This window comes from Roseibium sp. Sym1 (assembly GCF_027359675.1).
Taxonomy (GTDB): domain Bacteria; phylum Pseudomonadota; class Alphaproteobacteria; order Rhizobiales; family Stappiaceae; genus Roseibium.
In genome coordinates, this window is sequence record NZ_CP114786.1 from 2,017,392 (window position 1) to 2,040,885 (window position 23,494).

Genomic DNA, 23,494 nt, shown 5'->3' on the forward strand with positions numbered 1-23,494 from the left:
TCAGGTCCAGAACTTCGATGTCTGGCGGGTGGCGTCCCAGTACCCCTTGGCATGCTGCCAACTGGCCTGGCACTGGGCCTCGTGCCAGCCGATGACGAAGCCGATTGCCCGGGCGGCTTCCGGGGACTTCTTTTCGAGGGCGCGGCATTTGTCCGGCAGGGTCTCTGCCATGGCGACGTCGTTGAGATAACCGAAAATGTCCTGGAGCTTCTTCATGCGCTTCAGGAACGGTTTGACCGTGTCACCCGGGAAGAGGCTGCCGAAAAACTCGATGCCGTAGCGCATCTTCTTCATCGCCTTGCGCATCTCGTGGCGCTCCGTGATGCTCAGGTCCTCAAGACGCTTGCCATAGCGCAGAACCTTCTTCCACTGCTTGGCGAGCGCCTTGCTCGCGTAGGTCTCGATCGGCTGGGCCAGCTGGGCTGTCTGGTCGACATTTTCCGGATCGAGCCAGCCGCGGCCTTCCGTGTAGGCGGCGAGGTCGAGCAGGAATGCGTTCACATCGGCCGATGTCAAATGGTTGGCAAGCGTGGCGCGCGTGTCCTGATCGCGGGCAGCGTTCAGGTGCGCCAGAAGCGTGTCGAGGGACAGGCTCTGCGGCGCCTTGTCGACCAGCGGCGCGACGATTTCATCCAGAAGAACGTCCAGGTCGCGCAAGGCACCCGCTTCGCCCGCAATGGTGCGGGCCATTGCGTCCAGTGGCCCCATGCTCGCCGGATTGAGCGCGGGTTTGAACAGGCGGAAGGCGCTGCGCAACCTCCGCAGGCCTATGCGGAGCTGGTGCGGGCCTTCCGGATCATCGGAGGCGAGCACCGCCAGGCGGTTCTCGGAAATCTGCGTCAGACAGGAGCGGAGAACATCGCGAAAGGCAAGTTCGGTGCTCGTGCCACTGGTGAAACGGATGTCTTCGGCAAAATAGGGTTTGCGTTCCTCCGGCACCTGGCCTTCGGCAAAGCGGTATCCGCGTTCAGCCTTGCTATAAGGCGAAAACCGGAACGGGACATCACAGAGCAGCGCCCTGGCAGCTTCGAAAAGAGCCAGGCTCGGACCGGATTTCAGCTCCATTTCCAGTTCGACCAATGGCTGCGTGCCGGTGCCGGCCAGAATGTTGCCGGTGTCGAAGGCGAGCTCGATATGAGTCCCGTCGCTTTCCCGCGTGAGCTGCCGCGTGGTCCGTTTCATGACCGTTTCGAAACATTCCGTCAGCGGGGCATCGCCGGTGATTTCGACCAGTTTGTCGCGGACGGTTTCGTCTTCGATGACAGCAAAATCGAGTGCCCGGCCCGGGACCGGATGCTCCGCCTCGACCGGAGACGACAGGCCGCCCATGACGCCGGTGCCGAGCTTGGCGGTCTGCACCCAGCTGCGGCCTGCCTTGCGCACCCGGAGCGAGATCCTTGCCTTGCGCAGGTCCTGATCCGGCGTGTCGTAATAGATCGACTGCAGTGTCTTGGTGACCGAGCGGCCGGCCGTAAATCCGGGAATGGTGCCGGCGCGCCTGATGGCGTCCTGGGCCGTCGGTTCCAGTTCGAGCTTGAGCTCGATCTCACGTCCTGATTTGCTCATGCAGAATTTCTAGCCAAGCCAAAAAGGCTTGTCCACAAGAAGCGCACAATTTGCGCTTTTGTTTCCAGGCTAAGCAATTTGCCGCCAGGACGGTCCGGCCGCGGATCATGGGGCCGGCAATGTCAGCCGATCAGTTTGTTCACCGCGCCCTTCAGCCGCTCGACCACGCGGGACTGATAGTGCAGGTACCAGGGAACCGGTTTCTGATTGAACGCAAGCTTGCGGATATAGACGGGGACTTCCCAGACGGCGGTGGTGCCGGCGGGAAAGAACAGCGAGACACCGGGTTTGCCTTTGTAAACGGTTCCGTTCTCGTCGGTGATGGTGACTTCACCTTCCAGGAACATGACCGATTCATCCCAGCCGTAATGCCACTTGAACTTTCCGGCCGTGCAGGACCAGTGACAGGCGTCGCCCCAACCGAACTTGTGGCTTGCAAGACGTTTACACATGGCCTGCGGGGCGCCTTCCAGTATCCATTCGGGCCGGATCGGTGCCGCTTCGAGCTGTGCCTTTTCGACGCGGTCGATTACAAAAAGGCGCCTGCTGTCATGCTCTTCGTTCGGAATGGAGCCGGCATGTTTTTTTGCACGCGCGGTGGTATCTGCCAACGACATGTGATTCTCCCCGATCATTTGATTTTCAATTGGGGCCATGGTGCTTGCAAATCGCTTAAAACGTGACCGGTTTCGACCCGATCCGGCCCGGGCAACGAGGGTTTTGACGAGCAGGGTTAAAAGAGAATTAAGCGGTGCGGTCAAATTGGACAGATCGCCGGAACTCCGGCGGCTCCGGTGAACCGGAAAGACGGCTTCACGGGCGAAAAAGGAACGCTGTGACCCTTCCGCCTCTAACGGCTTGCATCGGACAAGGGCACATGATAGGGACCCAATCCGGTGTCAGTGCCCCTCTGGCGGAACTGGTAGACGCGCGGGATTCAAAATCCCGTTCCTTCGGGAGTGCCGGTTCGATTCCGGCGGGGGGCACCAAACGGCTTACTCATAGCTACTCATACCAGATACCAATCTCTTAAAAATCAATAGTTTAATGGGTTTTGGGTGCTCATGGTGACACATGGCAAACCCTTGTAACACCTCTGAAATTGGGTAACGATTTGGGTATTACCCACTGCCCAATCGGAGCGTTGCCAATGGCCCTCTCGGACTTCGCCTGCAAAAGCGCCAAGGCAAAGGAGAAGCCGTACCGCCTCTCAGACGGCGACGGCCTATACCTGCTGGTGCAGAAGAACGGCTCAAAGCTCTGGGCTAAAGGAAACCATGCCAAGGCAGAAGTGCTTTCCAAACGCCTGCATGCCGGTATGGTTGGAGTGAACACGTTCATGATCGCGCATGCCGAAACCCCCTTCGGTGGTGTGGATCATTCCGGCATGGGACGCGAAGGCGGGCGCGACGCCGTCAAGGACTATCGGAACACCAGGCTCTCACACATCATGGCAGGTTGAAACATGTCGAGTTTTTCAAATCCGTTGCGGCAGGTCTGGGCTGAAGGGCGGGTCGCGGCAAACGGCTGGCTGGCGGTCCCCTCTGTTTTGAGTGTCGAGGCTATGGCGGTGGCCGGCTGGGACGTCATGACGGTCGACATGCAGCACGGAACGGCCGACTACGCGGATCTGCTGTCGCTTTTGCCGGTGATTGAAAAATCGGGCTCTGCCTCGCTGGTCCGGGTTCCCTGGGTGGACGAGGCGGCCATCATGCGCGCACTGGATGCCGGGGCCATGGGTATCATTGCCCCGATGATCGAAACAGCTGCCGATGCGGAACGTTTTGTCTCGGCGTGCCTCTATCCCCCCGAAGGCGGCAGAAGTTCGGGACCGATTAGGGCGCGGCTGGCCCTGGGGGCGGACTATCAGCAACACGTCAACAGGGAAATCGTCACCCTCGCGATGATCGAGACGAAATCCGCGGTCGAGGACCTTGAAGCCATCCTCAAGGTTCCCGGCCTGACCGGCGTCTATATCGGCCCGTCCGATCTCGGGTCCGCGTTCGGGCATGGCCCGGGTTTCGACCGGGCCGAATCCGAAGTTCTCGACCTGATCGAACACATCCGGAAAACCACCGCGGCCGCGGGGCTCAAGTGCTGCCTGCATTGCGGCACGCCGTCTTATGCACGCGGCGCGGCGGACCGGGGCATGGACCTGGTGACGATCAGCTCCGATGCGCGCTTCATCGAGGCCGGGGCCATCGAGGCCGTTTCTCAGTTTCGCCAATCCGGTGTCTGACAGACCGGTCGCGATCAAGCTCCGGAAGACGTGGCCAAACCCTGAGCCCGTGACCGGGCCTGGGCGGCCGGGGCCGGGCGACTTGCCGGCTGATCTCGTCTCACCTTAAGCGGCAATCGCCCTGTCAAACGTGGATTACATCCAGCCCAAGCAACTTTCCCAATCTGTCTATCTTTCCGGATATGTGCCCGATGCCGACCGCGCAATGATGGGCGGGTCCCGCAGCGTTCCATTTTTCCACGAACTTGCGGGCGCCGCTCGGAAAACGGTACCGGCTGTTGGTGTTGCCGATCTCGAGGATCGGGCCCGGAACCGACTCGCCTTCAGCGCACAGAAGCTCGACACGGCCTTCGCGTTCGACCACCGACAGCAGGGTCACCGGACCGTGGCGGACCGACATTTCCACGCTGACGCCGGCCCCGACCTTGCCGTGATAGACTTCGAGAGGTCGTACCTTGGTCTTGCCTTCGGCAATTTTCGTGTGCCCGGGGCCGTCATGCCCCATCAGGACAACGTCGTCGTCATAGTCCATGGCGTAATATTCGGTGAAGGATCCGCCGGCGCCGAAACTGTCCATGATCTTCATTGCCTGCGCATTCTTGACTTCGTACTCGCCGGCGACCGGGACGCCGGACGCGGTCAGCAGCGAGCAGCCGAGAATGACCGACGTGATGACGTCCTCATGATCGTTGTCGGGAACGGATTCGTAGTAGTAGGCCATGGAGCCGATGTCGTGCCGTTCGACCAGCGTCTTCAGCGCGGCAGCCGTGCGCGCGGCGCGCTTCAGTTCGGCAGGGTCACAATCGGGCTGGATATCGAATTCCAGCTCTATCCTGCTCAGCATGTCGGCGACGTCTTCCTCCGGCAAGGCGCGGCGAATGTCCGCCAGTTCGTCGATCTCCATGATTTCGATCTGAGTTCCGAAGGCGGCGCATTGGGCGGTCATGTCCGAATAGATGTCCAGCATGCCGTTGTAATAGCGGCCCATGACCCCGAGCCGGTTATGCGCCATGACATGGGCGACCCGCGCGGCTTCGATCCAGTCCTCGATTTCACCGTCGACATGGGCGTCACCTTCCAGGACACCGGTGACCTGGTGGAAACGGATGCCGGCGCGCGTGAACACGTTGGCGATTTCCGGCACGGGGCAGGCCGCGCAATGGGCCAGCCATTCACCGGTCATGGTTGTTCTGCTGCCGATGGCGTTGAAGGCCGAATAGTCTATCGCGCGCACCGGCTGCAGGTTCAGAATAATGACCGGCACCCCGGCGCGCTTCACCACGGGAAGGACCGTCGAGGAAAGCGCATAGGTCGTCACATAGAGGAAAATGACGTCGACATCGGTGCTGCGGAATTCGTGGCCGGCCTCGACCGCCTTCTGGGGCGTGTCGATGAGACCGAGATTGACAACGTCCACGCCGGGACGGTCGAGCTTGGCTTCGACAATGTCGACATATCCCTTCAGCCGCTCCTCAAGGCCGGGAAATTGCGGCCAGTAGGCGTCGAGCCCGATGCCGAAGAGCCCGGCTTTCAAGTTCCGTTTTGTCATGATTGGTCTCCGGTAATACTTTCGGTCAGCCTTGGAGGCGGACCCGCAACTGGTCGAGGCCGACGGCAAGGAGAAGCACGACGCCGCGGGTGACGTCCTGCCAGAAGCTGGATACGTTGAGCAGTGTCAGGCCGTTGTTGAGCGTGCCGAGGATCAGGACCGCGATCAGGGTCCCCCAGACGGACCCGCGTCCGCCGAACAGACTTGTGCCCCCCAGGATGATGGCCGCGATGATGGTCAGCAAATGCGGCCCGGCCGCATTCGGTGCGGCGGCGCCCAGCATCGCGGCAAGCACGATCCCAGCCAGGGCGCCGGACAGTCCGGACAGCACATAGAGAATGATCTGGGTGCGCTGAACCGGCACGCCCAGCAACGTGCTGGCGTCGGCGTTGCCGCCCGTCGCGTAGACGAAGCGGCCGAACGGCGTGCGCGACAGCAGCAGCCAGAAGGCAACAAAAACAGTCACCATGAGAAGGACCGGCACCGGCAGGCCGAACAGGCGTCCGGAACCGAGCCAGTTGAAGGCCGGCAGGAAGAGCGGCTTGGACAGTCCGCCCGTCAGCACCATGGACAATCCGGTGAAGATGCTCATGGTGCCGAGGGTCACGATCAGCGGATTGAGCCTCAACCCGGTTGCGATCAGGCCGTTCAGAAGACCGACGGAGCCGCCGGCCAGCAGCGCAACGAAGCACCCGGCCCAGATGTTGATGCCGGCGGCATGCATCAACGCGACGATCACGCCGGAGAGCCCGGCAACGGCGGCAACCGAAAGATCGAGGCCGCCGCCGATGATGAGCGGCGTACCGGCGGCGGCCATCAGGCCGATAAACGCCATGTTGGTGCCGATCGTCGACAGGTTGCCCGTCGTCAGGAAGTAGGGCGACAGCACCGAAAAGACGGCCAGCAGAACCACGTAGAAAACAAGCAGCATGAACAGCCCCGCCGTCGGCCGGGCAAGAAAGGTCGCCAGCGCGCCACCGCGCTTCCGCGATTGTTGCTGTTTGTCTGCCTGCGAAGCGGCCGGAGTGGTCTCGGTCTCGCTCATTTGGCTTTCTCCTGGATATTGGGTTTCGGGGCTGGCGGCGCGCAGCAGATCCGCAGCGTCGGCTTCCGGCCCGAAGTCTCCTAGTTTCCTGCCGTCGGCCATGACCATCGTGCGGTCGGCCAGGCCGGCGATTTCTTCGGCATCCGACGACACCAGCAGGATGCCGAGCCCCTGTTCCGCCAGTGTCCTGATTTCGTCGTAAATCTCGCGGCGCGCGCCCAGGTCGACGCCGCGGGTCGGTTCCTCGAGGATAAGGAAATCGGGTGATCCTTCCAGCCAGCGCGCAAGGCAGACCTTCTGCTGATTGCCGCCGGAAAGGAGCCGGATTTCCTGTTCCGGTCCGGTCGTTCGAACGCCGAGCGTCTCGATCCAGTGCTGGGTTGCGGCACCTTCCCGCTCCCGGTCGACCACACCGTGCCGCGTGAATTTTTTCAGGAACGGAAGCGTCGTGTTCTCACGCACCGACAGGATACCGACAAGACCCTCGCTCTTGCGTTCGGCGGCAACGAAGGCGAGTCCGTCGCGGACGCTATCGCGGGGCGAGGTCGGCGAGAACGGTGCGCCCTTGAACTTCGCCTGCCGGACCTGCACCTGGCTCCGTCCGCCATAAAGCGCGCGTCCGATCTGTTCCGCACCCGACCCGACCAGGCCGAACACGCCGAACACTTCACCCCGACGCACCTGGAAGGACACGTCCTGGAATGCGCCGGGCAGGCTCATTCCCTCGACGGATAGAATCGGCTCGTTGTGGGAAAGGTCGCCGGCCTTTTCCGGATAGAGCTGTCCAAGCTCACTGCCCAGCATCGCCGTGAGGACAGTGTCCTGGTCGGTTTCGGCCGTCGAAAAATTACCGCGCACATCCCCGTCGCGCAGAACGACAATGCGGTCGCAAAGACGGAAGACTTCGTCCAGGTAATGGGAAATGTAGATGATCGTGACGCCCTGCAGCCTGAGGCGCTCGATGACTTCGAAGAGCGTCCTGACCTCGGCTTCTGCCAGTGTCGCGGTCGGTTCGTCCATGATCAGGACGCGTGCGTCTCCCACGAGAGCGCGTGCGATTTCAACAATACGCTGCTGGGGAAGCGACAGGGACCCCATGCGCGTGTGCGGATCGATATGGCCGAGGCCGAGCCGGTCCAGGTAGTCCGCCGCTGTCCGCTCCATGTCGCCGCGGTCGATCCACGGCATGCCCAGAAAGCGCCGGCGCGGCAGGTCCGCGATGCAGATGTTTTCGGCGACCGTCAGGTCCGGATGCACGGAAAGCTCCTGTGGCATCAGCCTGATCCCCGCGGCAATGGCGTCCTGCGGCGTTTCGATCTTCACGCGGTGGCCATCGACGCTGATTTCGCCGCCCTCGGAGGAATACACCCCGGAAAGTATCTTCATCAGCGTCGATTTTCCGGCGCCATTGGCTCCCAGAAGGCCGATGATTTCGCCTGTGCCCGCGGTCAGGGAAACCTCACGCAGCACGGGCACGCCGAAGAACGACTTGGAGACCCGGTCTATGCGGAGCCGTTCGGCACGGCTCCGCTCCATGTTGACGGTGTCGAGCATCGTCTCAGCTTTCGGGCAGAATGGACTCGTAGCCCTTGAGCCAGTCCTGGGTCTTGAGATCGCCCAGGTAGGCGTCGAACTCCTCCTGCGGGAACGCGTAGTCGATCCCGGCCCCTTCCTGGCAGTCGTATTCGGAGTAGAACTCGCAAATATTGCCCTTGGTCACCATCTGGTGCGTGACGAACATGGCATCCGGCACGTCTTTTCCGGCGAGACTGGAAAGCGCGAGCGGGATCAGGTAGTTGCCGTAATCGCCCGGAAAAGATCCGGTTGCCGCAACGAGTTTCGGATCTGTCGCGAGGGCTTCCGCCTCGTCGGCGCCGTTGCCGACGGCGATCGCGGTTTCGGCGCGGCCCGCCGCACGCACGGCCTGCAACATGCCGATGGTCGCCTGGTCATTGATCGCGATGATCATGATCGGTGCTCCCGGCGGGATGCGTCCGAGCACGTTGGACATCTGCGTATAGGCTTCCTGCAGCGTGTTCTTGGTGTCGATCTCGATGACGTTCTCTTCCGGGAAGCCTTCGCTCAGCGCCATGAAACCGGCGCGCTGCCCGTCCGTGCGCATGCGCGGAATGGCACCGGATTGCGGCAATGCCCCGATCACCAGATAGCCTTCGTTCAGCCGTTCGCCGAATTGTTCCTTCGCGGCGGTCGCCAGATAGGAGCCGCCCATGAAACCGGACTTCGGATTGTTGACACCGAAAAAGTTGGCACCGGGCATGGGAATGTCGATCGCCGTGACGGCTATGCCGGCATTGTCGAAGACCTGCATGATCTGCTGGCCGAAATTGGCGTCGGTCTGGAATTCGATCACATAATCGACATCGCGCTGCGTGAAGCTGTTTGCGTTGGAAAGCGCGGTCGGCCCATCCAGGCGGTTGTCGGCGATGACCAGTTCGATGCCGGCAGCTTCCGCGTTCTCGACGATGCCGTTTTCGACAAGCACGCCGAAGGCGATGTCACGCTGAAGGTTGGCGAAGCCGAAGACATACTTGTCCCCGTTCCTGGGCGCCGTGACCCCAGCCGCTTCCGATACCATTTCCTGCATGGCTTCGGCCGGCAGCCTCTTGCCGTCGAAAGCCTGAGGATCAAACCCGTGAAAGTCTTCAGCTGCGGCCTGGGCCGCAAGTATGCTCATGCTCACAGTGCATGCGAGCGTCATGGCAGAACGTATCATTGTTTCCTCCCTTGCCGCAGCCCTCCTTGCCGCAGCGAAAAGTTTGCCGATTCAACAATCGACGTTGAGGCCACTTCAAAAAATGATCCTCGCTGATTAGTGTAGCAATTATGACAGTCCGTGACATTGGGGCTTGTTTCGGATTATTGACATAAAGCATACAAAAAATGATACGATGAAAGATCCAGAGAACTATTTCGTCTACGTTCCCGAAAACCGGCTTTGCCTGGCCTGGGGCTGCATGGCACTTTCCAGCGGGTACACGAAAATTCCTCCGGGATCGCAATATCCGCCCGCGCGCCATCCCGATGACCACCATTTCAACTGGGCGCGGGGGCGTATCCTGCGCGCCTACCAGATCGTCCATATCAGTGCCGGCCGCGGCCGTTTGGAATTCGGCGAAAACCGCAGGGCTCACAGGATCTCCGCAGGGGACGTGTTTCTGCTCTTTCCCAATGTCTGGCACCGCTACGCTCCCGATGATGACAGCGGCTGGACCGAACACTGGATCGAATGCAAGGGGGCCGCATTCGATTTCGTCCGCGACAGCGGATTGCTCGACCCCGGCCAGCCCGTCGTGCGGCATGCGTCCGGTACCGAGGCGGTGTTTGCGAAAATCCACGAACTGGCGCGCCACGACCTCCTGCTGAACCAGCCGCTCGTTTCGACGATGGGGCTTCAGCTCCTGGCGCAGATCTGTCAGGCGCGCGGGCTGCCGGAGAACGGCGCCGCCCGCCTCGTGGACCGGGCGAGAATGATCCTCATGGAGCGGTGCGCCGACCAGATGGCCATCGAGGATGTCGCATCCGAACTTGGGGTCAGCTATTCCTACCTGCGCCGGCTGTTCAAGGCCGAAACCGGCATGTCGGCGAAGCAGTACCAGATGGGGGTGCGGATTCAGCGGGCGTGTGATCTGCTCGACAACACCGACAAATCCATCAAGGAGATCGCCGGACTGCTGGGGTTCAACTCCGCATTCCACTTCTCGAGCCAGTTCCATCACGCCATTGGCCAGTCTCCCACGCACTGGCGAGCGAGAAACGACGCCTCCGCATGAAGCGGTGCATATCGATGTTTTCCGCCGGTCTCCAGGTTGGGTGACGCCAGGATCCCGTTGTCCCGGCGGGTGCCAAACCCGTATCCGGGACCGCGGGAAAATCGTGCCCGTGACCTGGCCTGGGCGGCCGGGGCCGGATCATCGCCCGGCCTATTTGAACGTCACCGTGTCGAGGGCCAGGGATGCGCTGGTTTCGTATATGTCCTCGACACTCCTGATCCTGCCCTGGCGCGGATGCCCGACGGCAATCCCGATGACGCCATCGCGGGTGTCCGGTTTTGCCAGCGCGACAAGCCGGACGAGCAGCTGGTCGCCGTCCTTGTTCACGAAATTGCCGACGACTTCAGAGGCGGGCAGGTCGCCGATCATGACCTTGCGGCGAACATTCACCCGTGTGGTGTCCGGGGTCGTGCCCAGTTTCTTCAGGAGCTCGATGGCGAAATAGTCCCCGACTTCGAGCCGTTTCTGCGGGTCGTCGGTTTTCAGGGTGTAGGTGACGATCTGGAGGGACGAGAAGATGCGCTGTGCGGCGTCATCGGTGGTGAAGTAGATCTTGATCGGACCGCCGCCGGACGGTTTCGCCTGGGCGAGGATCCGTTGGGCCTCGCGGCGGGGAGCGGCAAGACTGAACGCCGCGGGGACAGCGATCCCGTGCTTTTGGGCGAAATCCTCGTTGACCGTGTAGATCGTCGAGAACTTGATGCCGCGGGCTTCGAACGGGGTCAGCTTGACGGTTCCGTCCGCCCGGATCTCCTGGGCGGATGAAGCCAGGGGTGTTGTAGTGACGGCGGCCAGAGCCAACGCCGCAATGAATTTGGCGGTACTCCTCATGAGTTCCTCCCTAGGCGTGAGGACGGTCAGCATTCGCAGGATAATACCAGAGAGTGCCGGAAAATCCGCCCTCGTGGCCGCATGCGTGACCGGTCCGTCCACGGATCCGCAGGACGCGGCCTGTTCCCGAACTGCCAGGACGTTCACTTTAACGGCATGTCCGCGATTTCCCTGGATGACTTTTTGCGACGCAAAGGCTATGGGAAGCGCCATGATCAGACGCCTTTATGACTGGACCCTGTCCCTTGCCGCCGGACCGCGCGCACCTGTCGCGCTGGGCTCCGTTTCCTTTGTCGAAAGCTCGGTCTTTCCGATCCCGCCGGACATCCTGCTGATCCCGATGGTGATCGCCCGGCGCGAGAAGGCCTGGTGGTACGCGCTGTTATGCACGCTGACCTCTGTTGTCGGCGGTATTTTCGGCTATCTGATCGGGCTGTTCCTGTTCGAACAGGTTGCGGTCCCGATCCTGACTTTTTACGGCAAGATGGCGTTTGTCGAGGAATTCAAGGAGATCTACAACCAGTATGGCTGGTGGTTTGTCTTTATTGCCGGACTGACACCGTTTCCCTACAAGGTGATCACGATCGCCTCGGGTGCGCTCGGGTTGAGCCTGCCGGTTTTCATCATGGCGAGCATCGTCTCGCGCGGGCTTCGCTTCTTTGTCGTCGCGGCCCTGCTCTACTTCTTCGGTCCGCCGATCAAGGATTTCATCGAAAAGCGCCTCGGTCTCATGTTCACCCTATTCGTGGTGTTGCTGGTCGGCGGTTTTGTCCTTTTGAAATATCTGTAAAAAGTGAGGATCTGATGTCTCAGGATCGCATGGCGAAAAGCATTTCGGGTCTGGTGCTGCTCGGCGGGCTGGTGGTGATCGCGACCGCCTGGGGTTTCCAGCTGATCGGCGGCTATACCCCTTGCGAGCTCTGCCTGGAACAGCGCGTGCCCTATTACGTCGGCTTGCCCCTGACCGCGCTGGCACTGGTGCTGATGGCGATGGGCCGGTCCGGACTGGCGCTCCTGACGCTTCTGGGCGTCGCTGCCGTGTTTGCCTACGGTTCGGGCCTCGGGATCTATCAGGCCGGCGCCGAATGGGAGTTCTGGCAGGGGCCGACCGATTGCGGCGGCGGCGGGGCCGCGCCGGGCTCTGCGACCAGCTTGCTGCAATCCCTGCAATCGACGCGCCTGGTCAGCTGCACCGAAGCCAGCTGGCGGATGTTCGGTCTGTCCTTTGCCGGCTGGAACGCGGTTGCCTCCGCCGGACTTGCTGGTCTGGCATTGCTGGCGGCTTTGCTGTTGAAACGGCAGGGCAACGCGGTCAAAGTGGAAGCATGAGCGGACCCAACCACCCCAAGGAAAAGCAGCGCGAGGAGGCGCTTCACGCCCTTGACCGGGTCGAAGCCGAGAGCGAGACCATCGTCGGCTCGACCTTCGTGCGTATGGCCGACCGCGCCAAAAAGCACATGAGCGCGGCGGACAAGGACGAGAATGACGAGATCGAGGTCTGGGGGACCCGGATCGGCCGGGGGCTCGGACTGGTTTTTGCCATAGGACTGGTGATTTACCTCGCCGTTACCTACCTCTAGGTGACGGACTCATAAATGAAGACGAAATGGCATGGAAAATAGCAAAATACCGCCAGGAAGGGTGCGTGGAGCGGGCTTTTTGCCCGGTCAAGCGCGCTGACGACGCGGAGTGAAGCTATTTTCATGTCCTTCGGATTTGACCGAATTGGGCTTCCTCAGCGTCGCGAAAGGCTTGAAAATGAACCACATTTCCTGCGCTTTCGCTCCTTGATGAAGACCAATTCGCCTCAAACCAGTTCATCTTCATTTATGAGTCCGTCACCTAGGGTCCGTCACCTAGCTCTGACCAGGCTCACGCCTTGAAACACCGGAAGCGTTAAAGGAACCGTCATGGCATCCGTCCGGCCGATCAGCCACAGTGGCTGGTCTGATCGCAAAGCACCAGAACTGGAAGATTTCGAAGCCATGGCCAGCGAGGTCCTGGCCGGTCTTCCGGATGACCTTCTGCTGCGGTGCGGTCATCTGCAGATCAGCCTGGCCGACTATGCGCCCGACGATGTCCTGGACGCGCTCGGCATCGAGGACCCGCATGATCTGCTGGGCCTGTTCGAAGGATTTGGCCTGACGGAAGGTGAGGTCACCGACCGGACCGGGCAGATGCCCAACCGGATCTGGCTGTTCCGCCGGCCGATCCTGGACTACTGGGCAGCCATGGACGAAACGCTTGGCGACGTCGTCGCGCATGTCCTGATCCACGAGATCGGCCATCATTTCGGACTGTCCGACCAGGACATGGAACGCATTGAGGCCGCGGCCGACAACAGATAGCCGGCCACGGCCCCAATTAATTCAATCGACCTTCAAGAGCGCCTTATTCGGCAGCTTCCTTCTGTGCCCGGGCGATCGACTCGACGATCAGCTTCTTGGCGGCGTCCGCCCCTTCCACACCGGTGACCTTCACCCACTTGCCGGGCTCCAGGTCCTTGTAGTGCTCGAAGAAATGCTTGACCTGCGCCATGGTGATGTCCGGCAGGTCGGCAATGTCATTGATGTCGTCGTAGCGCTTGGTCAGCTTGTGCGTCGGCACGGCGATGATCTTTTCGTCCTGGCCGGACTCGTCTTCCATCAGGAGGACGCCGATCGGGCGGCAGTTCATGATTGCACCCGGAACGATCGGCCGCTGGTTGACGACGACCACGTCAATCGGATCACCGTCGCCACACAGGGTGTGCGGCACGAAGCCGTAATTGCCCGGGTAGCGCATCGGCGTATAGAGGAAGCGGTCGACATACATGGCGCCGGCTTCCTTATCCATTTCGTATTTGATCGGCTCACCGCCGACGGACACCTCGATGATGACGTTGATGTCTTCCGGCGGGTTCTTGCCAATCGGCACGGCGTCCATACGCATTTAGAAAAACTCCTGTTGATCGCTGCTGCGTCTATCGCAATCCCGCCGGGGAAGTTCAAGCCTTTAATTTTTGCATTGCACCTAATTGATTAACGTGCCTTCCTTTCCGAAGGTGGAGACAATCGGGAGATGCAATCATGAGACGGGCCTGGTCCGGTATTACACGCCTCTGCGGCCTTTTTGCGGTCTTGCTCGGTTCCGTCGCAGGGGTATCCGCTGCCGGGATCGACAGCGCCTACACCAAGATCCAGCTGCAAAACTGCACCCAGGTCGAGACGGCCTCGGATGAAGGCACCTTTGCCGGCGCCTGGGAATGCCCTGGCTATCGGGGCCAGCCGGTCTATGTTGCCGAGGGCGATTTGCGCATGTTCATTTCCTTCGGTCCGGACGCGGGGAACGAACCCGCCGCCAGGCAGACACTGCCGAATTTCAACACGGTCAACGAGACGCTGGAGTGGCGCCTGCGCGCAGGCGTTCCCTTCGCCACGATCCTGCGCTGGTTCCCGAGCCTCGACGAAGGCGCCCGCACCGGCAGCATCCTGATCGTGACCCAGCTGGTGCCGGGTGGCAGTACCTGCCAGATCGCGAGGGTCGACGCCCAGGCCAATGCCAATGCCAATGTCCTGGCCCGGCAGGCGGCCGATACGATGGCCGGCGGGTACGACTGTTCGCAGCCGCCGCAGATCCTGGGCAATCCCGGCGCCTTGCAGTGGTGAGGCGCCGTTGCCCGCGCCGTGTCCGGTCAGCCGGCTGTCCCGGTCATGAATGCGGGTCCGGCCAGGCATAGATCGACAATTCGAGCCTGCGTCCGCCCAGCCTGTACCAGGATTTCGACACAAGCCGGCCGCCAACGGCCTTGTAGAAGGCGCGTGCCGGCTGATTGTCGCTGAGCACCTGGATCGCAAGGCCCTGCATGTGTCGTGCCGCGAGGGTTTCCCGCACGTGCTCGAACAGTGTGCGGCCGAAACCGAGGCCCTGATATTCCGGCTTGAGGTACAGCTCGTAGATTTCACCTTCCATGCCCGTGTCGCGCAGGCGGCAGGGGCCGTAGGTGGCATAGCCCGCGGGCACACCGGCAATGCTGAGGATCTTGATGTCGACGCCGCGGGCCAGCGCGCCGCGCCACCAGCTGCTGCCACGCCGGGTGATCATCTTCTGCAGGTCAACACCGTGCAGGACCCCGCGGTAGGCACCGAGCCAGGCCTGGCTGTGAATGCCTGCAAGTGCGTCGCAATCCGCGGTCCTGGCCGCGCGAAGATCGATCAGGTCGGTGGTCATTCTGGGAAAAGGATACATCAAGTCCCCGATTGGGGAAGAGACAATTGCGGCGCCGAAGGTGAAAAATGGTCCCTTTCGCGGGAAGCCTGAAAAAAATGCCAATGCCCGCGACGCGGAGGCAAAACAGAGAGCGCCAAATGAAAAGGGCCGGCGTATAGCCGGCCCTTCAGTTGCCCTAATGTTTGACTCACTAAATCTGGTAGACCTGTAGAGACCCCGGGGGGCTGGGGGGCTAATGCATTCCGCGATCCCTACCGATCGTACCCATCAGGGTATGATGATAATATGGGTGGTTAAAATGGCTGGCCAAGGGCTGGAATGCGGCAAAATCATGGAAATTTGCGCATTCTTTCTGGGCAAAGTGCCGTTACGTACGTTTTTGATGATTTTCAAGAGAAACACATGCGTAAAATTGCCGGTGCAGGAGGCGCTTGAATTGCATTCTTGACCCGCGGACTTGCCATCCACCCCCAAGACAACGCAAGATGAAGCTTAGGTGACAGGCATTGCCGGGCGTGATTCCCTGAAGCCTTGTGCGAAACCGCAAACGAAAATGGAGGCGGAATGAGCGAAGCCGATGACAGCGCGTTTCAGCGCGGCGCGGGTATGACCCAGGCGCCGCAGCATCAACCGGCTCCCCCTCCCAAACCTGTCGTTGCCTTCAACCGGCGTGAACTCGATACCATCCTGCGGCTCTACGGCCGCATGGTCGCCGACGGCGAATGGCGGGACTATGCCATTGATCTCCTGAAGGACCGGGCGGTGTTTTCCGTGTTCCGGCGGACCTCCGAGATGCCGCTCTACCGGATCGAGAAGGATCCGAAGCTGGCCCGGCGCCAGGGCGCCTATTCGGTGGTCGCCACCGGCGGCATGATCCTCAAGCGCGGCCATGACTTGGCACAGGTCCTGCGCGTTCTCGAAAAGAAGAAGCACCTTCGCGTCGTCGAGGTCTGAGGGGCGGCAACAGGCCTGCGCGTGGACGATGGCCTCCAGCTTGGTCGGCCAAAGCACCGCAGGCACCGGTATTTTTCCCTGAGCAATCCTCTGTCTTGTCGTCCCGGATCGCGCTGCGCCTGACCGGAATGACGGCGGTTGGATATGCGGTCGCGGCGGCACACAAAAAAGCCCGGCTGAGCCGGGCTTTTCCGCTTGTTCTGTCTGCCGGCGCTTATTCGCGGTTGCCGAACAGCTGCAGCAGCATCAGGAACATGTTGATGAAGTCGAGGTAGAGACGCAGGGCGCCCATCACGGACTTCTTGGTGGCGACTTCGCCGCTGTCACCTTCGTAGTACATTTCCTTGATCTGCTGGGTGTCGTAGGCGGTCAGGCCGGCGAACACCAGGACACCGATCACGGAGATCGCGAACTGAAGGGCGGAAGAGGCCATGAAAATGTTCACGATCGAGGCAATGATGATGCCGATCAGACCCATGAACAGGAACGAGCCCCAGCCGGACAGGTCCTTCTTGGTGGTGTAGCCGAAGAGGCTGAGGGCACCGAAGGACGCGGCCGTGATGAAGAACACGCGTGCGATCGATCCGCCAGTATAGACGAGGAAGATCGAGGACAGGGAGATGCCCATGATGGCCGAATAGATCAGGAACATGGTCCGAGCGGAGCTGGCGCTCATGGACTGGATCCGGAAGGACAGCCACATCACCATGCCGAGCGGAGCCAGCATGACGACCCATTTCAGCGGGCTGCCATAAAGCGTGACGCCAAGCTGTGTCAGCATCTGGCCGTTGCCGAGGCTCGCGACGGCCGCGCTCGGGTCGGAGGTGGTTGCCAGCATCGAAGTTGCCAGCGCGAAGAACCCGGTCAGCGCGAGGCCGATGGTCATGTAGTTGTAGACGCCCAGCATGTAGGCGCGCAGGCCCTGATCAATGCCGGCCTCGGCGCGTGTGCCGGCGGCCTGATAGACGCCTTGAGATTGACGGTCAAAGGTCGACATGGTCGTGGTAATCCCCTTTTTGAACCACATGTTGCAGGCGACATCGCTCACAACACAATTCCCTCAACATATGGGAAAATACGGTATCAAGCTCAAGACGTGAAATCTGAAAATTTCGTAATCTTTGCGCCCGAGACCGTATTTTATGCCAATAAGCTTAAGAGATCACGCTTATTTCATGGCCTTGAGGCGGGATTCGATCTGGCGATCGCAGGTGCCGCCGGGATTGCGCACGATTTCCTCGGACGCGAAATCCAGGATTTCCGTGTCCTTGTCGCGCATCTGCTCGACGGTCACGCCCGGCTTGAACCACTGCAGGACCGCGTAATCGCCGCCCGCATCGGTCAGGAAGGCGATCGGCTTGCCGTCCTCGGTGATGCCCATGCGGCCGACGCGGACTTCCTCAATCGCAACCTTGCGGGCTTCCCCGTCAATGGTCAGGCGCGACTTCTGAACGTTGAGTTTTTTCAGCTTGGAGCCGGAGGTGCCGTTCCAGTTGCCGTAGAAGCGCTTGCCCTTTTTCTCGACCGACAGGCAGGAATTTTCGAAATTCGGAATGGACAGGCGCTCGGCGGTGACCTCGATCGGATCCTCGCCCTTGGGCGCGAGCGTGTATTTCATCGAGTTGTCGCCGGTGCGATAGACCCGGATGCCGACCGGCGTGTAGCCGCTGTCGTTGATCGTACGGGTGAAAAAGTCGAACTGGTTGGCGTCGTTGGTGCCGGCGCGGCGGTAGAGCCACCGTTTCGGCAGGCCATCCTCGAAGACCAGCCAGTCGCTGACGACAAGGCCGCGGGTGCCTTCCGGCGTGTTCAACTGCCAGACACCGGTGTGAAACGGACTTTCCGCCGTTGCGGCGGGCGCAAACGACAGGATGGCGACCGCCGCAACAGCCGCAGCTTTGGCAAAGCTCTTCAGATAAGAAACTTGGGTGAATTCAAACATGGACGACGACCCTCTAACATACTTGTCCGGACCCGAACCGGATAGCCAAGATTAGGTCAGTATGCAAGTTGCGCGGGGCCGAAGTTTGACGGAAACTGCTTGGGCAATATGAAAATTTCCCGACAGGTCCCGTCGAAATGACATGACCCGCCGGGAATAGTTCGTGTTAGAGATTTCGTAATACCGGCGCAGGTTTTTCGCCAAGGATGCGCCAGGTGCCGATGAGACCGAAGCCGACCGTCAGGACCAGGGCCACCAGCGCGGCGCCTGCCGCCGTGACCGGCATCAGCACAAACGACCCGTCCATGATCTGCGTGATCACGTACCAGGCCGCGATCCCGCCGGCGACCAGGGCGAACAGAGCGGTCGCCAGACCCAGAATGGCATATTCCAGCCCGTAGGCCAGGATCAGACGGGTGCGGGTTGCCCCGAGGGTTTTCAGGATGACGGCGTCATAGATCCGGCTGCGATGCCCCGCGGCGAGCGCTCCGGCCAGCACAAGGACACTGGCGATCAGCGTGATCGAGCTGGCCCCGCGTATGGCCCATGCGAGCTGTGCCACCAGGTCGTTCACCTGTGTGATCGCATCCTTGACCCGGACCGCGGTTACGGTCGGATAGGTATTCGACACGGTCTTGAGAAGGGCAAGCTCCGTCTCCGCCGGCACGTCCTCCGCCCAGCCGAGGGTCATGAGATGGGCATGGGGGGCGCCGGCGAAGGTGTTGGGGGAGAACACCATGACGAAATTGATGGCGAGCGACTGCCATTCCACGTCACGCAGATTGGCGATTTCCGCGGTGATTTCGCGGCCGAGGACGTTGACGGTGATCCTGTCGCCGATCTTCAGGCCGAGATCGGTCGCGGCTTCCGCGTCGAAGGAGACAAGCGGCACACCGGAATAGTCCTGCGGCCACCAGTCGCCTTCCACCAGCTTGGAATTTTTCGGCAGGCTTGCGTCATAGGTGATGCCGCGGTCGCCCCGCAGCACCCAGTCGGAGCCTTCGCGTGCCGGTTCGAATTCCTCGGACGGGATGTCGTTCAGGCTGACGATCCGGCCGCGCAGCATGGGCACGCTCTGCAAGTTGCCGTCCGGTGCCTCCGCCGTCAGCAACGCCTCGAAGGCGTCGCGCTCGTGGCTCTGGATATCGACAAAGAAGAAGCTCGGCGCCTTGTCGGCGATGGTTGCGGTCAGTTCCCGGCGCAGGTTGCCGTCGATCAGCGCAAGCGCGACAAGCAGGGAAAGCCCGAGCCCGAGCGACAGCACCACGGACGGGGTGAGCGCGCCCGGCCGGTGAATGTTGGCGATGGCCAGCCGGAGTTCCGTCGAGCGTACCGTCGGCAAACGCCGGGCAACGGCCATGATCAGGCGGGCGACGAGCACCAGGAGCACGAAGGCGCCGGCCGACGCGGCGATGTAGATGCCGGCCATGCGGGTGTCATGGGCCAGCGTGACCGCGATCGCGGCGAGAAGGCCGACCGTGACGGCCGTGGCGAACAGGTAGCGCTTGCGCGGCAGCTTGGTGCCGCCCGTGACGATGTCGCGGAAGAGGGCGGTCGGCGGCACGTCATGGGCCCGGCCAAGCGGCCAGAGGGCGAAGGCCAGCGCCGTCAACAGGCCGTATAGCAGCCCCAGGGCCAGTTCGTTCGGATAGATGCCGGCGGCCAGCTTGACCGGCAGCACGCTTTCAAGGGCCGCGCCTGCCGCGAACGGGATCAATGCGCCGGCGACAAGACCGATGGCAATGCCGATCAGGGCCAGGATCAGCATCTGTACCAGGTAGACCTTGAAAACGAAATCGCCGGTCGCGCCCATGCACTTGAAGCTGGCAATGACTTCGCGCTTGGTTTCCAGGTAAGCCCGAATGGCATTGGCCACGCCGACACCGCCGACAACAAGCGCGGTCAGGCCGACAAGGGTCAGGAACTGGGCAAAGCGGTCGATGCTGCGCTGCAGGCCGGGAGAGGCATTGGCCCTGGAGCGGATGCGCCAGCCGGCGTCCGGCTGGGCCGTCCGGGCCTCCTCGACGATCCGCTCCAGCGCTTCGAGGCGCGGTGCGGGGTCGAGACGGACCCGGTAGTGCCAGCGCACCAGGCTGCCGGGCTGGACGAGGCCTGTTTCCGGCAGGGCGGCGTCGGAGACCATCAGGCGTGGACCGAATTCCATGCCGCCCGCGAGCTTGTCGGGCTCCGCCGCAATCGTGTCCGTGATGCGCACGGTGCCGCGGCCGAGCGAGACCGTGTCGCCGACGTTGAGGTCCAGGCGTGCCAGCAGGGCGGGGTCCGCGACGGCGCCCCAGATCCCGTCGGTCTGTGCCAGGGCATCTTCAAGCGGTTCGCCGCCCGTCAGGCCGATGGTCCCGTAGAGAGGATAGGCGCCATCGACGGCCTTCAGCTCCACCAGGGCCTGTTCACCGGCCTCGGGAAGGCGGGCCATGGCGCGCATGGTGGCGACGCGGGAGACGCTGCCGAGATCCTCCAGATAGGCAAGCTTGGCGGGGTCGGCCTCACGATGAATGAGGCGGAACGACAGGTCGCCTCCCAGGATGGCCTGACCTTCCCTGGAAATGCCTTCGGTCAGCGCGCGCGAAACGGAGGTGACGCCGGCAATGGCGGCAACGCCAAGCGCGATGCAGGCGATGAAGATGTAAAATCCCTTGAGCCCGCCGCGCAGCTCCCTGAACGCGAAGCGTGTCGCGAGGCGGAAGGTCTGCTGTCCGGCGCCTCCTGTTCCTGCCACGAAACCGCTCATGCCGAAACGTCCGCGCGGCTTTCAACCCGGGTTTCCTCGATTTCTCCGGAGCGGACCCGGATCATGCGCGCGCATCTTGCCGCGAGGCCCGGATCGTGGGTGACCAGGACCAGTGTGGTGTTGCGCGCCTTCTGGGCGGCAAACATCAGGTCGACGATCTGCGCGCCGGTGTCGTCGTCGAGATTGCCGGTCGGCTCGTCCGCGATCAGGATTTCCGGTTCCACCACGAGGGCCCGGGCCACGGCGACACGCTGCTGTTCGCCGCCCGAGAGCTGGGCCGGATAATGGGACATGCGATGGCCGAGGCCAACGGCGTCCAGCTCTGACCTGGCCTTGTCGAAGGCGGCGGGGTCGCCCGCAAGCTCCAGCGGTACGGCGACGTTTTCCAGGGCGGTCATGTTGGGGACGAGGTGAAAGGACTGGAAGATGATGCCGACGTTCCGGCCCCGGAACCTGGCAAGCTGGTCCTCGGACAGCGGGCCGAGCTCCGAGCCGGCCACGCTCACGAGACCTTCATCCGCGCGTTCGAGACCGGCCATGACCATCAGGAGCGTCGACTTGCCGGAGCCGGACGGGCCGACCAGGCCCACAGAGGTGCCCTTTTCGATTTCCAGGTCGATCCCCTTCAGGATATGCACCCGGCCGGCGCCTTCGCCGAGGGTCAGGTGGACATCTTTGAGGGTGATGGCAGGCGAATTTGTCATCATATGACCTTTACAACGGGCGCATGATCGTCTTCCTGACAGATGCATGCCCTCGACATTGGAGCGCTCTGCGACCATATGGGCCTGATGTGATGCGTCTTCCAGTCCTGAAAGAGAGTTCGCGTGAACCGGTTTCTTGCCTGCCTCGCCCTGTTGTTCATCGGTTTGACGACCTTCCCGGCCCGTTCCGAGACGCTCAAGCTCGTTGTGCTGGGCGACAGCCTGACCGCCGGCTACCAGCTTCCCGCGGGCGACGGCTTTCCGGAAAAGCTGCAGGCGGCGCTGGCCGAAAAGGGGCAGGCGGTCGAGGTCGTCAACGCGGGTGTCTCGGGCGATACCTCCACCGGCGGACTGTCGCGTCTGGACTGGTCGGTGGGGCCTGATGCCGATGCGGTGATCGTCGAGCTGGGGGCCAATGACGCGTTGCGCGGCATTTCGCCGGAGGTGACCCGCAGGAATATCGAGGAGATCACCCGGCGGCTGCGCGAGCGCGGCATCGCGGTGCTGCTCGCCGGGATGCTGGCGCCGCGCAATCTCGGTCCCGAATATGCCGAGATGTTCGATCCGATCTATGCGGATATCGCCAGCGCCCATGACGCCCTGCTCTATCCGTTTTTCCTTGAGGGCGTCGCGCTAGACCCGAGCCTCAACCTCGCCGACGGAATGCATCCCAACTCCAGGGGTGTCGAGGTTATCGTTGAAAACATTTTGCCGAAAGTCGAAGCGCTTTTGGCCAAAGCCCAATCGTCTTGACGACGTTTGACCTGTTCAGGGGTGGACGCCGACCGGCGTCCGGGGTGCCCCATTTCAAAACGTGAAGGATTGCCTTATGGAAAAGCGCCGTCTTGGCCGCACGGAAATAGAGGTGAGTGCTCTTTGCCTCGGAACGATGACTTTCGGCGAACAGAATTCGGAAGCCGAAGGTCATGCGCAGATGGATTACGCCCTTGAAAAGGGCATCAATTTCTTTGACGCAGCCGAACTCTACCCGATCCCGCCGAAAAGGGAGACGCAAGGCCGGACGGAGCGCATCATCGGCTCCTGGTTCAAGACGTCCGGCAACCGCGACCAGGTCATCATGGCGACCAAGGTGGTCGGCCGGACCGACATGGACTGGTTCCGCGACAACGGCGACAAAGGCCGGCTGACCCGCGCGCAGATCGAGTTTGCGGTCGACCGGAGCCTGAAAAACCTCCAGACCGATTATATCGACCTTTACCAGATCCACTGGCCCGACCGGAATGTCTCCGGCTTCGGGTCCAACCCGACCCGCTGGCTGGACGTTGACCCGGCTGAAGAGGAAAACAGCATCCAGTCGACCCTGGAGGTTCTGGGCGACCTGGTGAAGTCCGGCAAGGTGCGCCATATCGGCGTCTCGAATGAAAGCACCTGGGGCACGATGCGCTACGTCACGGCGTCCGAGCTCTACGATGTGCCCCGCGTGGCTTCGATCCAGAACGCCTATTCGCTGGTCAACCGCACCTTCGAAACCGGCCTTGCCGAAGTGGCGCGGCGCGAGGACGTCGGGCTGCTGGCCTATTCGGCCCTGGCCCAGGGGTATCTCACCGGCAAGTATCGGGACGGCGCCCTGCCGGCCGGAGCCCGCAAGACCCTGTTCGACCGGCTGCAGCGCTACGAGCATCCGCGTGCGATCGAGGCGGTCAACGCCTATCTGGACCTGGCGAAGGACGCAGGTCTCGACCCGTCGCAGATGGCACTCGCCTTCGCCATGTCGCGGTCCTTCGTGACGTCGGTCATTCTCGGCGCCACCCGCATGGACCAGCTGGAAACGGATATCGGTGCCGCCGAACTGACCCTGAGCAGCGATGTGCTGGAGAAGATCGACGCCCTGCACCAGGAGTTCGGCAACCCGGCGCCCTAGCCTGGTTTCAACAGAATCAAATCATGCGCGGGA

23 protein-coding genes and 1 tRNA gene are annotated in these 23,494 nt (G+C 61.9%); 12 read left to right on the forward strand and 12 right to left on the reverse strand.

What is annotated here, in order from left to right; genetic code table 11:
• Positions 1-1,566 (reverse strand): CYTH and CHAD domain-containing protein, encoded by a 1,566-nt coding sequence (locus O6760_RS09175; protein WP_269585079.1) that lies wholly within the window; start codon positions 1,564-1,566, stop codon positions 1-3.
• 122 nt (positions 1,567-1,688) lie between these two features.
• Positions 1,689-2,183, reverse strand: coding sequence for a cupin domain-containing protein (locus O6760_RS09180; protein ID WP_269585080.1), 495 nt, complete (start codon positions 2,181-2,183; stop codon positions 1,689-1,691).
• Between the two features lie 287 nt (positions 2,184-2,470).
• Between O6760_RS09180 and O6760_RS09185 the strand changes: the two genes are divergently transcribed.
• The 3 genes from O6760_RS09185 (at position 2,471) to O6760_RS09195 (ending at position 3,805) form a co-directional block, all read left to right on the forward strand.
• Positions 2,471-2,555 (forward strand) — tRNA-Leu (locus O6760_RS09185).
• Between the two features lie 161 nt (positions 2,556-2,716).
• The gene (locus O6760_RS09190) at positions 2,717-3,028 is read left to right on the forward strand and encodes an Arm DNA-binding domain-containing protein (RefSeq protein WP_269585081.1); all 312 of its coding nucleotides are present in this window, start codon (positions 2,717-2,719) and stop codon (positions 3,026-3,028) included.
• A gap of 3 nt (positions 3,029-3,031) precedes the next feature.
• Positions 3,032-3,805 carry an HpcH/HpaI aldolase family protein gene (locus O6760_RS09195; protein WP_269585082.1) on the forward strand — a complete coding sequence of 258 codons (774 nt, stop codon included), beginning with the start codon at positions 3,032-3,034 and terminating at the stop codon, positions 3,803-3,805.
• A gap of 124 nt (positions 3,806-3,929) precedes the next feature.
• Here O6760_RS09195 and O6760_RS09200 read toward each other — a convergent pair whose 3' ends face one another.
• The 3 genes from O6760_RS09200 to O6760_RS09210 are packed head-to-tail and all read right to left on the reverse strand — an operon-like array spanning position 3,930 to position 9,133.
• Positions 3,930-5,354 (reverse strand): arabinose isomerase, encoded by a 1,425-nt coding sequence (locus O6760_RS09200; protein ID WP_269585083.1) that lies wholly within the window; start codon positions 5,352-5,354, stop codon positions 3,930-3,932.
• Positions 5,355-5,379: 25 nt separating this feature from the next.
• Positions 5,380-7,953: an ATP-binding cassette domain-containing protein gene (locus tag O6760_RS09205; protein WP_269585084.1), complete on the reverse strand. Its 2,574-nt coding sequence runs from the start codon at positions 7,951-7,953 to the stop codon at positions 5,380-5,382.
• Between the two features lie 4 nt (positions 7,954-7,957).
• A complete protein-coding gene (locus O6760_RS09210; protein WP_269585085.1) occupies positions 7,958-9,133 on the reverse strand; it encodes a sugar ABC transporter substrate-binding protein in 1,176 nt (391 codons plus the stop codon).
• A gap of 175 nt (positions 9,134-9,308) precedes the next feature.
• On the opposite strand from O6760_RS09210, the gene O6760_RS09215 reads away from it, so the two are divergent.
• The gene (locus tag O6760_RS09215; protein WP_269585086.1) at positions 9,309-10,190 is read left to right on the forward strand and encodes a helix-turn-helix domain-containing protein; all 882 of its coding nucleotides are present in this window, start codon (positions 9,309-9,311) and stop codon (positions 10,188-10,190) included.
• Positions 10,191-10,340: 150 nt separating this feature from the next.
• On the opposite strand, the gene O6760_RS09220 is transcribed toward O6760_RS09215, so the two are convergent.
• Positions 10,341-11,021: a hypothetical protein gene (locus tag O6760_RS09220; RefSeq protein WP_269585087.1), complete on the reverse strand. Its 681-nt coding sequence runs from the start codon at positions 11,019-11,021 to the stop codon at positions 10,341-10,343.
• 211 nt (positions 11,022-11,232) lie between these two features.
• Here O6760_RS09220 and O6760_RS09225 point away from each other — a divergent pair, with 211 nt between their 5' ends.
• From O6760_RS09225 to O6760_RS09240, 4 genes are all read left to right on the forward strand, one after another.
• Positions 11,233-11,811 (forward strand): YqaA family protein, encoded by a 579-nt coding sequence (locus tag O6760_RS09225; RefSeq protein WP_269585088.1) that lies wholly within the window; start codon positions 11,233-11,235, stop codon positions 11,809-11,811.
• Positions 11,812-11,825: 14 nt separating this feature from the next.
• The gene (locus O6760_RS09230; RefSeq protein ID WP_269585089.1) at positions 11,826-12,350 is read left to right on the forward strand and encodes a disulfide bond formation protein B; all 525 of its coding nucleotides are present in this window, start codon (positions 11,826-11,828) and stop codon (positions 12,348-12,350) included.
• Complete coding sequence (locus O6760_RS09235) at positions 12,347-12,601, forward strand: hypothetical protein (RefSeq protein ID WP_269585090.1); 255 nt, start codon at positions 12,347-12,349, stop codon at positions 12,599-12,601. Before O6760_RS09230 ends, O6760_RS09235 begins: the two co-directional genes overlap by 4 nt.
• A gap of 330 nt (positions 12,602-12,931) precedes the next feature.
• Positions 12,932-13,369, forward strand: a complete 438-nt coding sequence (locus O6760_RS09240; RefSeq protein WP_269585091.1) for a metallopeptidase family protein — start codon at positions 12,932-12,934, stop codon at positions 13,367-13,369.
• A gap of 43 nt (positions 13,370-13,412) precedes the next feature.
• Here O6760_RS09240 and ppa read toward each other — a convergent pair whose 3' ends face one another.
• Positions 13,413-13,952, reverse strand: a complete 540-nt coding sequence (gene ppa, locus O6760_RS09245) for an inorganic diphosphatase (protein WP_269585092.1) — start codon at positions 13,950-13,952, stop codon at positions 13,413-13,415.
• Positions 13,953-14,089: 137 nt separating this feature from the next.
• Between ppa and O6760_RS09250 the strand changes: the two genes are divergently transcribed.
• Positions 14,090-14,668: a hypothetical protein gene (locus O6760_RS09250; RefSeq protein WP_269585093.1), complete on the forward strand. Its 579-nt coding sequence runs from the start codon at positions 14,090-14,092 to the stop codon at positions 14,666-14,668.
• A gap of 43 nt (positions 14,669-14,711) precedes the next feature.
• Here the strand turns inward: O6760_RS09250 and O6760_RS09255 are convergent, their stop codons facing one another.
• Entirely contained in the window at positions 14,712-15,248 is a 537-nt protein-coding gene (locus O6760_RS09255) for a GNAT family N-acetyltransferase (RefSeq protein ID WP_269585094.1), read from the reverse strand.
• Between the two features lie 546 nt (positions 15,249-15,794).
• On the opposite strand from O6760_RS09255, the gene O6760_RS09260 reads away from it, so the two are divergent.
• Entirely contained in the window at positions 15,795-16,184 is a 390-nt protein-coding gene (locus O6760_RS09260; RefSeq protein ID WP_442969868.1) for a DUF2794 domain-containing protein, read from the forward strand.
• Between the two features lie 214 nt (positions 16,185-16,398).
• Here O6760_RS09260 and O6760_RS09265 read toward each other — a convergent pair whose 3' ends face one another.
• The 4 genes from O6760_RS09265 to O6760_RS09280 all read right to left on the reverse strand — a co-directional run bounded on the left by O6760_RS09265 (position 16,399) and on the right by O6760_RS09280 (position 21,579).
• Positions 16,399-17,181, reverse strand: a complete 783-nt coding sequence (locus O6760_RS09265; RefSeq protein WP_269586242.1) for a Bax inhibitor-1/YccA family protein — start codon at positions 17,179-17,181, stop codon at positions 16,399-16,401.
• Between the two features lie 171 nt (positions 17,182-17,352).
• Positions 17,353-18,126: a hypothetical protein gene (locus O6760_RS09270; protein WP_269585095.1), complete on the reverse strand. Its 774-nt coding sequence runs from the start codon at positions 18,124-18,126 to the stop codon at positions 17,353-17,355.
• Positions 18,127-18,292: 166 nt separating this feature from the next.
• Positions 18,293-20,875 (reverse strand): ABC transporter permease, encoded by a 2,583-nt coding sequence (locus O6760_RS09275; RefSeq protein ID WP_269585096.1) that lies wholly within the window; start codon positions 20,873-20,875, stop codon positions 18,293-18,295.
• On the reverse strand, positions 20,872-21,579 hold the full coding sequence (locus O6760_RS09280; RefSeq protein ID WP_269585097.1) for an ABC transporter ATP-binding protein: 708 nt from the start codon (positions 21,577-21,579) through the stop codon (positions 20,872-20,874). Before O6760_RS09280 ends, O6760_RS09275 begins: the two co-directional genes overlap by 4 nt.
• Before the next feature lie 123 nt (positions 21,580-21,702).
• On the opposite strand from O6760_RS09280, the gene O6760_RS09285 reads away from it, so the two are divergent.
• The gene (locus O6760_RS09285) at positions 21,703-22,332 is read left to right on the forward strand and encodes an arylesterase (protein ID WP_269585098.1); all 630 of its coding nucleotides are present in this window, start codon (positions 21,703-21,705) and stop codon (positions 22,330-22,332) included.
• Positions 22,333-22,408: 76 nt separating this feature from the next.
• Complete coding sequence (locus tag O6760_RS09290) at positions 22,409-23,461, forward strand: NADP(H)-dependent aldo-keto reductase (protein WP_269585099.1); 1,053 nt, start codon at positions 22,409-22,411, stop codon at positions 23,459-23,461.
• Positions 23,462-23,494: the final 33 nt, after the last annotated feature.

Excerpts from the sequence above, each read along its gene's own strand:
- O6760_RS09175 (WP_269585079.1), bottom strand. The coding sequence starts at position 1,566 with ATGAGCAAATCAGGACGTGAGATCGAGCTCAAGCTCGAACTGGAACCG.
- O6760_RS09180 (WP_269585080.1), bottom strand. The coding sequence starts at position 2,183 with ATGTCGTTGGCAGATACCACCGCGCGTGCAAAAAAACATGCCGGCTCC.
- O6760_RS09190 (WP_269585081.1), top strand. The coding sequence starts at position 2,717 with ATGGCCCTCTCGGACTTCGCCTGCAAAAGCGCCAAGGCAAAGGAGAAG.
- O6760_RS09195 (WP_269585082.1), top strand. The coding sequence starts at position 3,032 with ATGTCGAGTTTTTCAAATCCGTTGCGGCAGGTCTGGGCTGAAGGGCGG.
- O6760_RS09200 (WP_269585083.1), bottom strand. The coding sequence starts at position 5,354 with ATGACAAAACGGAACTTGAAAGCCGGGCTCTTCGGCATCGGGCTCGAC.
- O6760_RS09205 (WP_269585084.1), bottom strand. The coding sequence starts at position 7,953 with ATGCTCGACACCGTCAACATGGAGCGGAGCCGTGCCGAACGGCTCCGC.
- O6760_RS09210 (WP_269585085.1), bottom strand. The coding sequence starts at position 9,133 with ATGATACGTTCTGCCATGACGCTCGCATGCACTGTGAGCATGAGCATA.
- O6760_RS09215 (WP_269585086.1), top strand. The coding sequence starts at position 9,309 with ATGAAAGATCCAGAGAACTATTTCGTCTACGTTCCCGAAAACCGGCTT.
- O6760_RS09220 (WP_269585087.1), bottom strand. The coding sequence starts at position 11,021 with ATGAGGAGTACCGCCAAATTCATTGCGGCGTTGGCTCTGGCCGCCGTC.
- O6760_RS09225 (WP_269585088.1), top strand. The coding sequence starts at position 11,233 with ATGATCAGACGCCTTTATGACTGGACCCTGTCCCTTGCCGCCGGACCG.
- O6760_RS09230 (WP_269585089.1), top strand. The coding sequence starts at position 11,826 with ATGTCTCAGGATCGCATGGCGAAAAGCATTTCGGGTCTGGTGCTGCTC.
- O6760_RS09235 (WP_269585090.1), top strand. The coding sequence starts at position 12,347 with ATGAGCGGACCCAACCACCCCAAGGAAAAGCAGCGCGAGGAGGCGCTT.
- O6760_RS09240 (WP_269585091.1), top strand. The coding sequence starts at position 12,932 with ATGGCATCCGTCCGGCCGATCAGCCACAGTGGCTGGTCTGATCGCAAA.
- ppa (WP_269585092.1), bottom strand. The coding sequence starts at position 13,952 with ATGCGTATGGACGCCGTGCCGATTGGCAAGAACCCGCCGGAAGACATC.
- O6760_RS09250 (WP_269585093.1), top strand. The coding sequence starts at position 14,090 with ATGAGACGGGCCTGGTCCGGTATTACACGCCTCTGCGGCCTTTTTGCG.
- O6760_RS09255 (WP_269585094.1), bottom strand. The coding sequence starts at position 15,248 with ATGTATCCTTTTCCCAGAATGACCACCGACCTGATCGATCTTCGCGCG.
- O6760_RS09260 (WP_442969868.1), top strand. The coding sequence starts at position 15,795 with ATGAGCGAAGCCGATGACAGCGCGTTTCAGCGCGGCGCGGGTATGACC.
- O6760_RS09265 (WP_269586242.1), bottom strand. The coding sequence starts at position 17,181 with ATGTCGACCTTTGACCGTCAATCTCAAGGCGTCTATCAGGCCGCCGGC.
- O6760_RS09270 (WP_269585095.1), bottom strand. The coding sequence starts at position 18,126 with ATGTTTGAATTCACCCAAGTTTCTTATCTGAAGAGCTTTGCCAAAGCT.
- O6760_RS09275 (WP_269585096.1), bottom strand. The coding sequence starts at position 20,875 with ATGAGCGGTTTCGTGGCAGGAACAGGAGGCGCCGGACAGCAGACCTTC.
- O6760_RS09280 (WP_269585097.1), bottom strand. The coding sequence starts at position 21,579 with ATGACAAATTCGCCTGCCATCACCCTCAAAGATGTCCACCTGACCCTC.
- O6760_RS09290 (WP_269585099.1), top strand. The coding sequence starts at position 22,409 with ATGGAAAAGCGCCGTCTTGGCCGCACGGAAATAGAGGTGAGTGCTCTT.